The following is a 15,063-nucleotide window of genomic DNA, read 5'->3' as shown; positions in this document are numbered from 1 at the left end:
GGTCGGAGCGCTCCCCCGCGCTCCGACCCGGGGTCTCGCTGCCGCGATGTCAGGCTCGCGGCGCGAGACCCGCATACAGCAGGCTGCCGGTCTGCGGATCGCGCAGCACCAGCACCTGCTCGCCCGCTCGCGGGATCTCCAGCCGGGACACGAGGGCCGCGATGGCGACCTGCTGTCCGCCCAGATCCAGCGTGAGGACGATGTTCGGGTTGTCGTTGATGGTCTGACCGGTGTCCTGCAGGGCGAGCACGGTCGCCGTCTCCGTCGGCGCGCCGGATGCCCGCAGCTGCGCCACGTATTCGGTCTGGTGCATCGAGTTCGTCACGCCCTGCATGGCCTCGGTGAAATCGCGCCCCATGAACGCCTGCGCCATTGTGCCCATGACCCCTCGGCCCTGGGCGATGTCGTCGGCCATCTGCATGGCCTCGGCCTGGCGTTCCTGCTGCGTCTTCCTGCTGAACAGTCCCATGATCACTCCTGACGTTTCGCGGTGTCTGTCGAGTTCCACGGTAGGAACTCCCGGACACTCCCGATCACAGGTTCGGTGACGGTCGGGTGAACGCCTGTCGACGCGGGAGCCGCAGAGGCTAGGTGCGCGGCGCGCGAGCGACGGGATCGTTCAGCAACGCCTCGAAGGCGAGCTCAGCCGGCGCGATCTGCATCAGATGCGATCGCATGTGCGCCCGTTCGAGGCGGACCGTGCGCCCCTCCGCCCCGACCGGGTGGATGCGCACCGCGGCCGAGAGCCGTTCCCGGCTCGTCGCCAGCAGCACGCCGAGATAGCCCGAGAGCACGACCATCTGCGGAGCGAAGGCGTTGACGAAGTTCGTCAGCGCGACGGAGAGGACGTCGACCTGCCTGGCGACCTCGGCGAGGATCACGGGGTCCCGGACGAGCCCGAGCTCGATGTCGAGCTCGTCCTCGTCGAGCCCCCGCCTTCCGAGGAGCGCCAGCACCTTCGCCGGGTGGACTTCGACCTGAAGGCATCCACGGCGTCCGCACGAGCACAGGGCGCCGGAGGTGTTCACCACGGTGTGCCCGAATTCGCCCGCGAACCCTGACGTGCCGCGCAGCAGTGCGCCGTCGAGCACGAGTCCTCCGCCGATGCCGTTCATGGACCCGCTCAGGTACAGTACGTTGTCGAGGCCGCGGCCGACGCCGAACCGGGTCTCGGCCATGGCGCCGACGCTGGCGTCGTTGCCGACGGCCACGTCCACACCGAGCGCGTCCGCGAGGCGATGCGCCATGTTCTCGCGCCGCCATCCGAGTGACGGCGACAGCAGCACCCTGCCGCCGCGGTCGACGAGACCGGGCACCGCGACGCCTGCGCCGACGAGTCGGTAGTGCCGGTCGATGTCCGCGCGCATGCCTGCGACGAGGGACGCGGTGACCTGGGCGAATCGTCGAGGGCTCGGGGGCTTCGCGAGATCGTGGCGGACCCGCGAGTGCACGGCTCCCCCGAGCCCGACCAGCGCCACCGAGACCGCATGCGGGTCGGCGGTGATGCTGAGCGCCACGACCCGGTCCTCCGCGGCGACGCCGAGCGACGGACGCCCGGCGCGACCGGTCGGCTTCACGGCCGTCTCGCCGACGAGCTGCAGATCGAGCAGCTCCTGCACCAGACCCGTCACGGTCGATCGGTTCAAGCCCGTGTGCGCGCCGATCTCCGAGCGCGAGAGGGGACCTGCGCCGTGCACGAGCTGCAGGACGGCGGCGAGGTTCTGCTGACGCACGTCCTCGTTCGTCGTCCGCACGGCCGGCCGTGCGGCGGCCGGCGGGTGCTCGGTCTCGTGCTCCGTCGCTGCAGGTCTCGGCGTCATGGCTTCTCGACCGCCATGTGCCGCATGAGCAGCTCCTGCGAGGCATCCGCCCTGGCGACCTCCGCCGTGATGCGGCCGTGGGCGAGCGTGTAGACGCGATCCGAGAGGCCGATCACCTCCGGAAGCTCCGACGAGATGACGATGATCGCCTTCCCTTGCGCTGCGAGTTCGTTGATGAGCCCGTAGATCTCGTACTTCGCCCCGACGTCGATGCCTCGGGTCGGCTCATCGAGGATGAGCACGTCCGGGTTCGTGAACATCCACTTCGACAGCACCGTCTTCTGCTGGTTCCCGCCGGACAGCGTCGCCGTGGCGGAACGAACGCTCGCGGTCTTGATGTTCATCTTGTAGCGGTAGGCCTCGGCGACCTTGCGTTCGCGCACGTCGTCCACGAGACCGCGCTCGGCGAGCCGCCCGAGGGCTGCCGCCGAGATGTTCGCCTGCACCGAGGCGAGCAGATTGAGCCCGTCGCCCCGCCTGTCCTCCGGCACGTAGGCGAGACCATGACCGATCGCCTCGCGGATCGTCCGCAGCTCGATCCGCTCCCCGCGCTTGAAGGCGCTGCCGGTGATCGCCCCGCCGTAGGATCCGCCGAAGATGCTCATCGCGAGCTCCGTCCGCCCCGCCCCCATGAGGCCCGCGATTCCCACGATCTCGCCGGATCTCACGTGCATGCTCACGTCATCGATGATCACACGCCCCGGCTGGTTCGGGTGCAGCACCGTCCAGTTCCGGACGCGGAACATCTCGTCGCCGATGGCGGGCTCGCGCGGCGGGAACAGGTCGTCGAGAGGTCGTCCCACCATCGCCCTGATGATGCGTCCCTCGTCGGTCTCCGGATCGTCGACGCGCATCGTCTCCACCGTCGCCCCGTCGCGGAGCACGGTGATTCGGTCGGCGATGCCGAGCACTTCGCGCAGTTTGTGCGAGATCAGCACGCACGTGATCCCGTGCGCGCGGAACCGGTCGATGAGCGCCAGCAGCCGATCGGAGTCGTCGCGCCCGAGCGCCGCGGTGGGCTCGTCGAGGATCAGCAGCTTCACGTTCTTGGCGAGCGCCTTCGCGATCTCGACGAGCTGCTGCTTGCCGATGCCCAACTCGCCCATCCGCATCGCCGGACTCTCGTGGAGTCCGACCCTCGACATGAGCTCGGCGGCGCGCGCATGGGTGCTCGCGGCATCCACCAGTCCGAACCTGGTGAGCTCATGCCCGAGGAAGATGTTCTCGGCGATCGTCAGATGCGGGACAACCGCGAGCTCCTGGTGGACGATCACGATGCCCTCGGCCTCGCTCTCGGCCAGCGAACGGAAGCGCATCTCGCGCCCCTCGAAAATGATCTCCCCGTCGAAGCTGCCGTGCGGATGCACGCCGCTGAGGATCTCCATGAGAGTGGATTTGCCCGCGCCGTTCTCGCCGCAGATGGCCAGGACCTCGCCCCGGCGCACGTCCAGATCCACGTCCTTCAGCGCCACGACACCGCGGAATCGCTTGGTCACGCCCGACATGCGCAGAATCGTGCCGGGCATCTCGCCACCTCTCCACACCGATCGGATCTTCGCAATCGTACCGAAGAAAATAATTTGTATGCAGGTGCGTCAATATGCCATGCTTCGGGAGCGGAGAGCGCGAGTGCTCCTCCGCAGCGGACAGAGCGGTCCGGCAGCACGGCCCGCTGACCTTTCAAGGAAGAGAGATTTGCAATGAGAAGAAACGTCCTGCGCACAATGGCGGCCACCGGTGCGGTCGTGTTCGCGTTCGCCCTCGCGGCCTGCTCGAACGGCGCTGCTCCCGAATCAGACGGTGGCGGCAGCGGCACCGAGGCCAGTGACATCACCGTCGGCGTCGCGATGCCGACGGAGACGAGCGAGCGGTGGATCGCCGACGGTGACGCCGTCAAGTCGCAGCTCGAGGAGGCCGGCTACGAGGTCGATCTGCAGTTCGCCAACGACGACATCCCGCGCCAGCAGCAGCAGCTCGATCAGATGATCACCAACGGCGCCGACATCCTCATCGTCGCCTCGATCGACGGCACGGCCCTCGCCACGCAGCTCGAGAACGCCGCCAGCAAGGGCATCCCGGTCATCGCCTACGACCGCCTGATCAACGGCACGAAGGACGTCGACTTCTACGTCACCTTCGACAACTACACAGTGGGCGTGCAGCAGGCGCAGTCGCTGCTGCGCGGGCTCGGCTTCCTCGACGAGAACAATGAGGACACCGGCGCCACCGAGGCCAAGGCGATCGAGCTGTTCGCCGGATCTCCGGACGACAACAACACGAAGTTCTTCTATCAGGGCGCAATCGACACCCTGCAGCCGTACTTCGACGACGGCCGGATCACCGTCCCGTCCGGTCAGATCGACATGGACACCGTCTCGACGCTGCGCTGGGACCAGGCGACGGCCCAGAAGCGCATGGAGGACCTGCTCACCAGCACGTACGACGGCGGCGCCAAGCCCCTCGACGGCGTGCTCTCGCCCTATGACGGCATCTCCCGCGGCATCATCACCGCACTCGAGAACGCCGGCTACGGCTCGACGATCGCCGACGGCCTGCCGATTCTCTCCGGTCAGGATGCCGAGATCGCGTCGGTCAAGATGATCGCGGACGGCGTGCAGTTCGCCACCATCTTCAAGGACACGCGCAAGCTCGCCACCCAGGCCGTCGCGGCAGCCGATGCCTTCGCCAAGGGCGAGGACCCCGAGGCCAACGACACCGAGACGTACGACAACGGCGTGAAGGTCGTCCCGTCGTACCTGCTCGAGTCGGACATCGTGGTCGCGGACAACATCACCTCGCTCCTGGTCGATTCCGGCTACTGGACCGAGGAAGAGATCGCCGCGGGCGTCGCGGACTGATCGGTCGGGCGGCGGCCGACTGCCGGGTTCCGACCCGGCGGCCGGCCGTCGCCGACAGCCGTCATCCCCCCAGAGACAGGAGCAGCGATGTCCGACGCGATCCTCGAGATGCGCAACATCACCAAGAACTTCCCCGGCGTCAAGGTCCTCGACGACGTCTCGCTGACGGTCGCCCGTGGCGAGGTCCACGCGATCTGCGGCGAGAACGGCGCCGGGAAATCCACCCTCATGAAGGTGCTGTCCGGGGTCTACCCGCACGGATCCTTCGAAGGATCGATCCTCTTCGACGGCGAGCCCCAGCGCTTCAACGCGATCAAGGACTCCGAGCACGCCGGGATCGTCATCATCCACCAGGAGCTGGCGCTCGTGCCGCACCTGTCGATCGCCGAGAACATCTTCCTCGGCAACGAGGTCATCCACGGCGGCCTGATCGACTGGCACGAGGCGAATGCACGAGCGGCCGAGCTGATGGAACGCGTCGGGCTGCATGAGAACCCGACGACCCCGGTCGGCCAGATCGGCGTCGGCAAGCAGCAGCTCGTCGAGATCGCGAAGGCGCTGACGAAGGACGTCCGCCTGCTCATCCTCGACGAGCCGACGGCTGCGCTCAACGACACCGACTCCGAGCACCTGCTCGGGCTGCTGCGGGGCCTGCGCGATCACGGGATCACCTGCATCATCATCAGCCACAAGCTCGGCGAGATCGTCGAGATCGCCGATTCGACCACCATCATCCGCGACGGCCAGACGATCGAGACGATCGACATGCACGGCGCTGACGCCACGCAGGACCGCATCATCCGCGGGATGGTCGGCCGCTCACTGGATCGCCGGTTCCCCGAGCGCACTCCCGAGATCGGCGAGGAGATCTTCCGCATCGAGAACTGGCGCGTGCTGCACGCGACGCAGCAGGATCGCATCGTCGTGGACGACGCCTCGATCTCTGTGCGCGCAGGCGAGATCGTCGGCATCGCCGGGCTCATGGGCGCGGGACGCACCGAGTTCATGATGAGCGTCTTCGGACGCAGCTACGGCAGGGATGCCTCGGGGAAGGTCTTCCTGCGCGGACAGGAGATCTCCACGCGCACCGTGAAGGAGGCGATCGCCAATCGCATCGCCTACGTCTCGGAGGACCGCAAGGAGTACGGCCTCAACCTGATCGCCGACATCATGACGAACATCTCCGCCGCCGCGCTGGGCAAACTGTCCTCCGGAGTGTTCATCGACGGCAACCGCGAGATCGAGGTCGCGGAGCGGTACCGCGCCGACCTCAACATCAAGTCCCCCACGGTCGCCCAGATCGTCGGGAACCTGTCCGGCGGCAATCAGCAGAAGGTCGTGCTGGCCAAGTGGCTGTACACCGACCCCGAGGTCCTCATCCTCGATGAGCCGACCCGCGGCATCGATGTCGGCGCGAAGTACGAGATCTACGAGATCATCGGCGCTCTCGCCGCGGCCGGCAAGGCAGTGATCCTCATCTCCAGCGAACTGCCGGAGCTGCTCGGCCTGTCCGACCGCATCTACACGCTCGCCTACGGGCGAATCACCGGGCAGCTTCCCGTCGCCGATGCGACGCAGGAAGCGCTCATGTCCCTCATGACGATCGAAAACTCTGCCCCGAAGGAGGCCGCGGCATGAACAACGTGTTCACCGAGGTCAAAGACCTGCTGACCCACAACCTGCGCACGTCGGGTATCTACATCGCCTTCGTCGCGATCATCCTCCTGTTCACGATCCTCACCGGAGGAACGCTGCTCAGCCCCGAGAACGTCACGAACATCGTGCTGCAGAACGCGCACATCCTGATCATGGCGCTCGGGATGATCCTGGTGATCGTCGGCGGCCACATCGACCTGTCGGTCGGGTCCGTCCTCGCGTTCGCCTCCGCGGTCTCGGCGGTCCTCGTCATCCGCGAGGGGATGCCGTGGTGGGTCGGCGTCATCGCGGCCATCGTCACCGGCATCCTGGTGGGCCTGTGGCAGGGGTTCTGGGTCGCGTACGTCGGGATCCCGGCGTTCATCGTCACCCTGGCCGGCATGCTGCTGTTCCGGGGCCTGACCTGGATGGTGCTCGCCAACGTCTCGCTCTCGCCGTTCCCGACCGAGTACCGCGAGGTCGCGAGCGGATTCATCGACGGGATCTTCGGCGTGATCGTGATCGGGCAGGGCGAGGGCCTCAAGGCCGTGCCGCAGACCGTCGACATCTTCACCCTCGTGATCGGCGCACTCGCGGTGGTCGGGGTCATCGTGTCGTCTCTGCGCAGCCGCCGCACCCGCCAGGGCTACGGCCAGACCGTCGAGTCGATGCCGCTGTTCGTCCTGAAGCTCGTGGTGATCTCCGCGGTGCTGCTGGCGTTCGCCTGGGCGCTCTCGTACAACCGCGGCTTCCCGATCGTGCTGATCATCGTCGCCGTGCTGATCCTGGTGTACCAGGTGATCGCGAACCGCACGGTGTTCGGCCGTCACGTCTACGCCGTCGGCGGCAACCTCTCGGCTGCGCGGCTCTCGGGTGTCAACGTGCGCAGCGTCAACTTCTGGATCTTCGTGAACATGGGCCTGCTGACCGGCATCGCAGCCGCGGTGTTCTCGTCCCGGTCCAACGGCGCTCAGCCCGGCATGGGGAACATGTTCGAGCTCGACGTGATCGCGGCATGCTTCATCGGCGGCGCGTCAACGATGGGCGGCGTCGGACGCGTCGGCGGTGCGCTCGTGGGTGGTCTCGTGATGGCCGTCATGACGAACGGCATGCAGCTCATGGGCGTGCCGCAATCCAGTCAGCTGGTGGTGAAGGGCCTCGTGCTGCTGCTCGCGGTCGCCTTCGACATCTACAACAAGCGCCGGGCCGGCACGGTCCGCTGAATCAGACGGAGCGGGGGTCGCGGCGTCGGCCGCGGCCCCCGTTCGCCTGTCAGGCCGACAGGATGCGCGCTCCGCTGACCGGACCGTGCACGTGCAGAGCCTCCCGCCCCTGCGCCTCGAGCTCGTCCTGCACGTAGCGTGCGGACTCGGGTGCGTCGCACAGGAACGCGATCGACGGGCCAGAGCCGGAGACGATGCCGCTGAGCGCGCCGGCATGCAGGCCCTCGCGAATGATCTCCTCGAGCGCAGGGCGCTCCTCGAGTGCGGCCGCCTCGAGGTCGTTGTGCATGGCGGCCGCCAGCGAATGCGGGTCTCCGGCTCGGAGCGCCTGCAGCACGGGGATCGGCACATCGAGGGACTGCGGCGGATCGTCGGCCAGCGCCTCGCCGCGGGCGCGCTGCTCGTCGAGTCGCTGGTAGACCACCGGAGTGGACAGCCCATCGTCGCTGGTCACGAGCACCCAGTCGAAGCGGCCACGGGCCAGCGCCGGATTGAGCTGGTCCCCTCGTCCCGTGCCGACTGCTGTTCCGCCGTGGAGCGCGAACGGCACGTCGGCCCCGAGCCGGGACGCCAGCTCATGCAGGCGAGCGGGTGACAGACCAGTGCCCCAGAGCGCATCGCAGGCCAGCAGCGCTGCCGCGGCATCCGCGGACCCTCCGCCCATGCCGCCGGCGACCGGAACGCTCTTGCGCAATTCCAGCGCCACGCCGCCATCGTGCCCCGTCGCAGAGGCGAGCAGCTTGGCTGCCCGCATCGCGAGATTGCGATCGTCCAACGGCACGGATGCCGGGTCCGCTGCACCCTTGACCACGATCGAGAACTGGTCGGACGGACGGGCGATCACGTCTTCGTACAGCGAGACCGCCTGGAATACCGTGGCAAGCGCGTGATAGCCGTCGTCGTGCCGATCGCCGACGCCGAGGTACACGTTGATCTTGCCCGGTGCCCGTACGTGCACGGCATCCGGAAAGGGCAACAGGGTCATCTCTGGGTCCTCTCGGCGGGGCTCGGTCAGCTCAGAGCGTGGAGGACTTCGCCCACAGGTCGACGTCGATGCCGTGGGAGAGCTCATCGATGCGGGCGAGGTGATCCGCGGTGAAGTCCGGCCCGTCCAGGGCCGCGACGTTCTCGTCGAGCTGTGCGGGCCGAGACGCCCCGATCAGCGCGGAGGCGACCACCGGGTCGCGCAGCGTCCACTGCAGCGCCATCTGGGCGAGCGACTGTCCGCGCTCGACGGCGATGTCGTTGAGAGAACGCAGGATCGACAGTCCCTCATCGCTGAGCGGCCTGTCCGGAAGCGATCGACGCTTCTGCGCACGATCCGCGGTGCCGCCGGCGAGGTACTTGTCGGTGAGCAGTCCTTGAGCGAGCGGTGTGAACGCGATCGCGCCGATTCCCTCCGCGCGCAGCGTATCGGTCAGGCCGTCCTCGACCCAGCGGTTCAGGATCGAGTACGAGGGCTGGTGGATCACCAGCGGAGTGCCGAGTTCGCGGGCGACGGCCACGGCACGCTCGGTGCGCTCGGCGCTGTACGACGAGATCCCGACGTAGAGCGCTTTGCCCTGACGGACGAGCGTGTCCAGCGCCCCGATGGTCTCCTCGATCGGGGTCACGGGGTCGGCGCGGTGCGAGTAGAAGATGTCGACGTAGTCCAGACCCATGCGCGTCAGGGACTGCTCCGCGCTGGCCAGGATGTACTTCCGGCTGGCGAGATCGCCGTACGGCCCCGGCCACATGTCCCAGCCCGCCTTGGACGAGATGATCAGCTCATCGCGGTACGGGCGCAGGTCCTCGGCGAGGATGCGTCCGAAGTTCTTCTCCGCCGAGCCGTACGGCGGGCCGTAGTTGTTCGCGAGATCGAAGTGCGTGATGCCCAGATCGAACGCATGACGCAGCAGCGTGCGCTGGTTGTCGAGCGGGATGTTGTCGCCGAAGTTCCACCACAGGCCGAGCGAGATCGGGGGCAGGTACAGCCCGGACGATCCCACCTGGCGATAGTCGAAGCGGCCGTATCGGCCGGCATCCGCCGCGTACGGGCGGTGCAGCTCGGGGACGTCAGGGCGGAAGCGCGGGTTCTCGGTCACGACTCCAGGCTAGCCGCCTGAGCCTGCGCGATCCTCACGAAGTCGTCGATGATCAGCTGCTCGCCGCGGGCGGTGGGCGCGACACCCGCGCGTTCGAGCACGGCCGTCGCCTCTGCGGATGACCCGAAGACACCGGCGAGCGCCTGCCGCAGCATCTTGCGGCGCTGCTGGAACGCCGCATCGACGATCCGGAATGTTGCCCGGCGGAGGTCCTCGTCCCCGCGGACTTCGGCCGCACGCTGGAACGCGACGAGCACGCTGTCGACGTTCGGAACCGGCCAGAACACCTGCCGCGAGATCGTGCCCGCAAGCCGCCACGGCCCGTACCAGGCCGCCTTCACGCTCGGTGTGCCGTAGGCCTTGCTCCCCGGCGGTGCGGCGAGCCGCTCGCCGACCTCGGCCTGCACCATCACGACACCGCGCTGCAGATTCGGGAACGTCTCCATGAAGTGCAGCAGCACCGGCACCGACACGTTGTACGGCAGGTTCGCGATCAGCACGGTCGGGTCGCCTGGCAGCTCGGTGATCCGCAGCGCATCGGCGTCGACCACCGTCAGCGCATCGGCGGGGACACCGTGGTCTGCGGCGGTCTGCGACAGACGTGCTGCCAGGCGGTGATCGATCTCGACCGCGGTGACCGTCGCGCCCGTCTCGAGGATCGCCAGGGTGAGCGAGCCCAGCCCAGGGCCGACCTCCACAACGCGCTCCCCCGCCTCGACGCCACCGGCCTGCACGATCTTGCGGACGGTGTTGGCATCGACGACGAAGTTCTGCCCGAGCTTCTTTGTGGGCGTCACGTCGAGGTCTGCGGCAAGCCTGCGGATCTCGGTCGCGCCGAGCAGAGTGACGGTCATCCTCCCATTCTCCCCTACCGGGATACGCTGTACGGATGCCCAGCCTCGGTGACCTGATCGCGCCACGACGGATGGGCAGGGACTTCCGCTGGCTGCTGGCGTCCTCGTGGACGAGCAACGTCGGCGACGGTGTCGCGCTCGCGGCCGCTCCGCTGCTGATCGCGTCGATGACCTCGTCGCCGATCCTGGTCGCGTCGGGCGCGATCCTGCAGTTCCTGCCGTGGTTGGTGTTCGGCCTGCACGCCGGCGCCATCGCCGACCGGTTCGACCGACGCCGTCTGGTGATGTTCGCGAACGCGGCGCGCGCGATCGTGCTCGCGGCGCTGTGCGTGTTCCTGATCACCGGCACGGCGAACATCTGGATCGTGCTCGCCGTCGCCTTCCTGTACGGCACCGCAGAGGTCTTCGTCGACACGGCGGGCAGCACGCTGCTGCCCATGATCGTGAAGCCTGCGGATCTCGGCATCGGCAACGCACGCCTCCAGGCCGGATACCTGGTGGCGAACCAGTTCGCCGGACCGCCGCTCGGCGCCTTCCTGTTCGCAGCAGGAAGCGCCTGGCCGTTCCTCGTCGAGGTGCTGTGCGTGACGCTGGCGATCGTGCTCGTCTCACGGATGACCAGGACACCGGTGCCGCCGCGCGAGGAGCACGCGCCGGTGCACACCGATATCGCGCAGGGACTCCGGTGGCTGTGGCGCAACCCGCCGGTGCGCACGCTCGTTCTGATCATCCTGGTGTTCAACGTCACCTGGGCTGCCCCCTGGGGCGTCCTCGTGCTGTACGCGACCGAGCACCTGAACATGGGCGCTGTGGGCTACGGAGCGCTCACCACGGCATCCGCCGCCGGAGGCCTGCTCGCCACGGCGAGCTTCGGATGGCTGGAGAAGCGCGTCTCGTTCGCGACCCTCATGCGGGTCTGCCTGTCACTGGAGGTGCTCATGCATCTCGCGTTCGCCCTGACCACGACAGGGTGGGTGGCGCTGGTGATCATGGCCGGGTTCGGCTTCTACGCCTTCATCTGGGGCACGATCTCGACGACCGTCCGACAGCGGCTCGTTCCCACCGAGCTGCAGGGCCGGATCGCGTCCGTGAACATGGTGGGGGTGTTCGGTGGGATGGTGCTCGGTCAGGCGCTCGGCGGCGTGATCGCCCAGTTCTGGGGCCTCGCGGCGCCGTGGTGGTTCGCCTTCGTTGGAGCGGCGATCACGCTGCTGCTGGTGTGGAAGCCGATCTCGCACATCGTCAGCGCGAAGCCCGTGAGCGACCCGGAGCCCGACCCGGTGGCGTGAGCGTCATGAAGCCGGATCAACCTCGCCGCTTGTATCGACCGTTGTGAAGCCTTCGGCCGCGGCCGCCTGCAACAGTCGTTGGTCCCCCGAGGCGAACACGACGTCTCGGGCTCGAATCAATGTGGCCGTCGCCAGATGCACGGAGTCGTATCCGCGCAACCCATGGGCGACGGCCAACGCCGCCGCGCGATTGATGACCTCGGTGGTGACGTCAACCAGCGTGAGGTCGACGATCAGTCGCGTTGCCTGATCCTGAAGATACGAGTGCTGCTCATCGGCTACACGTCCGATTCGGTTCCCCTGCGCGACGGCGGCGGCCGCTTCCGCGATGATCAGGCGCGTGCTGACGACCTCGTCAGCGTCATTCCACAGCCGTGATGAAGTGGCCGTACCGGCTTCCACCACGACGAGCGGGAGTAAGGCCGACGTGCCCAGGTAGACGATCACTCGCGTTGCTCGGCCACGAGATCACTGATCGGCCCGTCGGTCACGAGCGGTCTCGGCATTCGCCGCTGTCGATGAGCAGGCGGCATGGCCAGGCCCTCATCGATCAGACGTTGGAGGACGGCATCGCCCTCCGCCGGAACGATCTGGGCAACGACGACGCCACGATCCGTAATGATGACGCGTTCGCCAGAGCTCGCCGACTTCACGTAGGCACTCAGGTGCGCCTTGAGGTCACGAATACCGATCTGCATGTCCGCTGCGCCTCCTCTGCGATGTGGTCACGAGTTTACGCTCCCGTGACCACAAAAGGTGGATCAGTCGCTGAACGCTCCGTAGACCGCGATCGTATTGGCGGCCAGCTGCGTGCTGAGCTCGTCGACGGCGAGGCCGAGTTCGGCAGCCATGAAGCGCACGGTGATCGGCACGAGATACGGCGCGTTGGGCCGTCCTCGCAGCGGCACCGGTGTGAGGAACGGCGCATCGGTCTCCACCAGGATCCGATCCAGCGGGGTGACCTTCAGCGCGTCTCGCAGGTTCTGGGCGTTCTTGAAGGTCAGGTTGCCGGCGAAGGAGAGGTAGTACCCGGCATCCGCGGCGATGCGCGCCATCGCGTCGTCACCGGAGAAGCAGTGGAACACCGTCCTCTCCGGTGCACCGACGCGGGTCAAGGTGTCGAGGACCGCGTCGTGCGCATCGCGATCGTGGATCTGCATCGCGATGCCATGCTTCTTCGCCAGTGCGATGTGCGCCTCGAAGCTCTCGAACTGGGCGGGTCTGCCCGGCTCGTCGGTGCGGAAGAAGTCGAGACCCGTCTCGCCGATCGCCCGCGTGCGCGGGTGCGCGGCGAGCTCATCGATCACGGCGATCGCCTCGTCGAGCCGCCCGGCGTCGGCGTAGGTCGGCGCATCGTTCGGGTGGATCGCGACGGCGGCGAGGACGCGCTGGTCCTGCTCCGCCGCCGCCACGGCCCAGCGAGACGACTCGATGTCGCCCGACGCCTGCACCACGCCGGCGATGCCGACGGCTTGGGCACGGTCGAGCTGCTCCGTGAGGCTGAGCTGCTCGTCGCCGTCCGCGATCTCCAGGTGCGCATGGTTGTCGTACACCGGAACGGTCAGCGGCTCCGGTGCCGCCGGATACCGCAGATCCTTGCGACCGCTCGTCGAGCGCTCGCGGACGTAGGTTTCGGGCTCGCTCATGCGATTCGGCTCCTCGCTGCGCTCGTTGCTCGACGAGCGGATGACATCAGGCCTGCGACTCCACTCGCGGGAACAGCGGTGCCAGTCCGTTGACGTTGGTGCCCGGCTTCAGGATGCCCCAGGCGCCGGCCTCGCGGATCGGCTGGTCCTGCAGGCGCCCGATGCTCTCGGCGGCGCCCAGCGAGATCCACAGCTTCTCGGTCGCCTGCGGCATGACCGGCGAGAGCAGCACGGCGAGCGCCCGCAGACCCTCGGCGCACGTGTACAGCACGGTGCCGAGCCGGGAACGCTGCTCCTCGTCGCGAGCCAGCGCCCACGGCTCGTTCTCGGTGATGTAGCCGTTCAGTGCGTCGACGATCGTCCAGATCCGGGTGATGGCCTCGTCGATCCGGAACTGCTCCACCGCGGCATCCGCCTCGGACGCGGCATCCGCGACGATCTTCTGGATCGCGAGATCCGCCTCGGAGTACTCGCCCGCTGGCGGCACGATCCCCTCGAAGTAGCGCTCGATCATCGCGACCGTGCGGGAGGCGAGGTTGCCGAAGCCGTTCGCGAGTTCGGCCTGGTAGCGGGCGGACAGGTCCTCCCAGCTGAACGAGCCGTCCTGCCCGAAGGCGATCGCCGAGAGGAAGTAGAACCGGTACGCGTCGGAGCCGAAGACGTCGGTGATCTCGGTCGGCGCGATGCCGGTGAGCTTCGACTTCGACATCTTCTCGCCGCCGACGAGCAGCCACCCATGCGCGAAGACGCCCTTGGGCACCTCGAGGCCCGCCGCCATCAGCAGCGCAGGCCAGATGACGGCGTGGAAGCGCAGGATGTCCTTGCCGACCACGTGGTACGCCGGCCAGCGGCGCTCGAACTGCGCATCATCCGCGCCGTAGCCGACGGCGGTGGCGTAGTTCAGCAGCGCGTCGACCCACACGTAGATGACGTGCGAGGAGTCCCAGGGCAGCGGGATGCCCCAGTCGAACGTGGAGCGCGAGATCGAGAGGTCCTTCAACCCCTGGCTCACGAACGAGATGACCTCGTTGCGCGCGGAGTGCGGGCGCACGAAGTCGGGCTCGGTCTTGTACAGCTCGAGCAGGCGGTCCTGGAACTCGCTGAGCTTGAAGAAGTAGTTCTTCTCCTGCAGCAGCTCGAGCGGCTTCGAGTGGATCGCGCAGACCTTGAGCCCCTCGAAGGGACCTGTGCCGTCGACGATCTCGGACTCCGGCTTGAACTCCTCGCAGCCCACGCAGTACAGCGCCTCGTACTCGCCCGCGTAGATGTAACCGGCGTCGTACAGACGCTGGAAGAACACCTGCACGTTGGTCTCGTGGCGCTCCTGCGTGGTGCGGATGAAGTCGTCGTTGGCGACGTCCAGCGTCTTCAGCAGCGGGAACCAGCTCTCGGTGACGAGCTTGTCCACCCACTCCTGCGGAGTGACGTTGTTGGCCGCCGCTGCCCGCAGCATCTTCTGACCGTGCTCGTCCGTTCCGGTGAGCATCCAGGTGTCGTCGCCGGCCTGACGGTGCCAGCGCGCGAGCGTGTCGACCGCCACTGAGGTGTACCCGTGACCGATGTGCGGCACATCGGAGGGGTAGTAGATGGGCGTCGTGATGTAAAAGGAATCGCCTGCGGGCATGCGGTCAATTCTAGGTGCGATCACCGGTGC

The 15,063-nt window shown here is 67.6% G+C and carries 14 protein-coding genes; 4 read left to right on the top strand and 10 right to left on the bottom strand.

The features are described 5' to 3' along the window. Positions 1 to 49: 49 nt before the first annotated feature. The 3 genes from AC3ANJ_RS06235 to AC3ANJ_RS06225 form a co-directional block, all read right to left on the bottom strand. The gene (locus tag AC3ANJ_RS06235) at positions 50 to 469 is read right to left on the bottom strand and encodes a hypothetical protein (RefSeq protein ID WP_488318726.1); all 420 of its coding nucleotides are present in this window, start codon (positions 467 to 469) and stop codon (positions 50 to 52) included. A gap of 118 nt (positions 470 to 587) precedes the next feature. Further along, on the bottom strand, positions 588 to 1,820 hold the full coding sequence (locus AC3ANJ_RS06230) for an ROK family protein (protein ID WP_488318725.1): 1,233 nt from the start codon (positions 1,818 to 1,820) through the stop codon (positions 588 to 590). Continuing rightward, positions 1,817 to 3,346 carry an ATP-binding cassette domain-containing protein gene (locus AC3ANJ_RS06225; protein WP_488318724.1) on the bottom strand — a complete coding sequence of 510 codons (1,530 nt, stop codon included), beginning with the start codon at positions 3,344 to 3,346 and terminating at the stop codon, positions 1,817 to 1,819. Before AC3ANJ_RS06225 ends, AC3ANJ_RS06230 begins: the two co-directional genes overlap by 4 nt. A gap of 174 nt (positions 3,347 to 3,520) precedes the next feature. Between AC3ANJ_RS06225 and chvE the strand changes: the two genes are divergently transcribed. The 3 genes from chvE (at position 3,521) to mmsB (ending at position 7,536) form a co-directional block, all read left to right on the top strand. Further along, a complete protein-coding gene (gene chvE, locus AC3ANJ_RS06220) occupies positions 3,521 to 4,678 on the top strand; it encodes a multiple monosaccharide ABC transporter substrate-binding protein (RefSeq protein ID WP_488318723.1) in 1,158 nt (385 codons plus the stop codon). 87 nt (positions 4,679 to 4,765) lie between these two features. Continuing rightward, a complete protein-coding gene (gene mmsA / locus AC3ANJ_RS06215) occupies positions 4,766 to 6,316 on the top strand; it encodes a multiple monosaccharide ABC transporter ATP-binding protein (RefSeq protein ID WP_488318722.1) in 1,551 nt (516 codons plus the stop codon). Beyond that, complete coding sequence (gene mmsB / locus AC3ANJ_RS06210) at positions 6,313 to 7,536, top strand: multiple monosaccharide ABC transporter permease (RefSeq protein WP_488318721.1); 1,224 nt, start codon at positions 6,313 to 6,315, stop codon at positions 7,534 to 7,536. The genes mmsA and mmsB overlap by 4 nt, the downstream gene beginning before the upstream one ends. Positions 7,537 to 7,585: 49 nt before the next feature. On the opposite strand, the gene AC3ANJ_RS06205 is transcribed toward mmsB, so the two are convergent. Genes AC3ANJ_RS06205 through rsmA form a run of 3 tightly spaced genes read right to left on the bottom strand, consistent with a single transcriptional unit; the run spans position 7,586 to position 10,474 of the window. After that, a complete protein-coding gene (locus AC3ANJ_RS06205; protein WP_488318720.1) occupies positions 7,586 to 8,521 on the bottom strand; it encodes a 4-(cytidine 5'-diphospho)-2-C-methyl-D-erythritol kinase in 936 nt (311 codons plus the stop codon). Between the two features lie 31 nt (positions 8,522 to 8,552). After that, positions 8,553 to 9,620, bottom strand: coding sequence for an L-glyceraldehyde 3-phosphate reductase (gene mgrA / locus AC3ANJ_RS06200; RefSeq protein ID WP_488318719.1), 1,068 nt, complete (start codon positions 9,618 to 9,620; stop codon positions 8,553 to 8,555). Then, positions 9,617 to 10,474 carry a 16S rRNA (adenine(1518)-N(6)/adenine(1519)-N(6))-dimethyltransferase RsmA gene (rsmA, locus tag AC3ANJ_RS06195; protein ID WP_488318718.1) on the bottom strand — a complete coding sequence of 286 codons (858 nt, stop codon included), beginning with the start codon at positions 10,472 to 10,474 and terminating at the stop codon, positions 9,617 to 9,619. Before rsmA ends, mgrA begins: the two co-directional genes overlap by 4 nt. A gap of 35 nt (positions 10,475 to 10,509) precedes the next feature. Between rsmA and AC3ANJ_RS06190 the strand changes: the two genes are divergently transcribed. After that, positions 10,510 to 11,763 (top strand): MFS transporter, encoded by a 1,254-nt coding sequence (locus tag AC3ANJ_RS06190; RefSeq protein WP_488318717.1) that lies wholly within the window; start codon positions 10,510 to 10,512, stop codon positions 11,761 to 11,763. 3 nt (positions 11,764 to 11,766) lie between these two features. On the opposite strand, the gene AC3ANJ_RS06185 is transcribed toward AC3ANJ_RS06190, so the two are convergent. From AC3ANJ_RS06185 to metG, 4 genes are all read right to left on the bottom strand, one after another. Beyond that, a complete protein-coding gene (locus tag AC3ANJ_RS06185) occupies positions 11,767 to 12,210 on the bottom strand; it encodes a type II toxin-antitoxin system VapC family toxin (RefSeq protein WP_488318716.1) in 444 nt (147 codons plus the stop codon). Then, complete coding sequence (locus tag AC3ANJ_RS06180) at positions 12,207 to 12,461, bottom strand: type II toxin-antitoxin system Phd/YefM family antitoxin (RefSeq protein ID WP_488318715.1); 255 nt, start codon at positions 12,459 to 12,461, stop codon at positions 12,207 to 12,209. The genes AC3ANJ_RS06185 and AC3ANJ_RS06180 overlap by 4 nt, the downstream gene beginning before the upstream one ends. A gap of 63 nt (positions 12,462 to 12,524) precedes the next feature. Then, positions 12,525 to 13,409: a TatD family hydrolase gene (locus AC3ANJ_RS06175; protein ID WP_488318714.1), complete on the bottom strand. Its 885-nt coding sequence runs from the start codon at positions 13,407 to 13,409 to the stop codon at positions 12,525 to 12,527. A gap of 46 nt (positions 13,410 to 13,455) precedes the next feature. Beyond that, positions 13,456 to 15,033, bottom strand: coding sequence for a methionine--tRNA ligase (gene metG / locus AC3ANJ_RS06170; RefSeq protein ID WP_488318713.1), 1,578 nt, complete (start codon positions 15,031 to 15,033; stop codon positions 13,456 to 13,458). Positions 15,034 to 15,063 lie beyond the last annotated feature (30 nt).

Source organism: Microbacterium sp. STRO-1N (genome assembly GCF_057748015.1).
The sequence above is the reverse complement of the archived record's forward strand: the minus strand, read 5'-3'. Positions and strand labels throughout refer to the sequence as shown.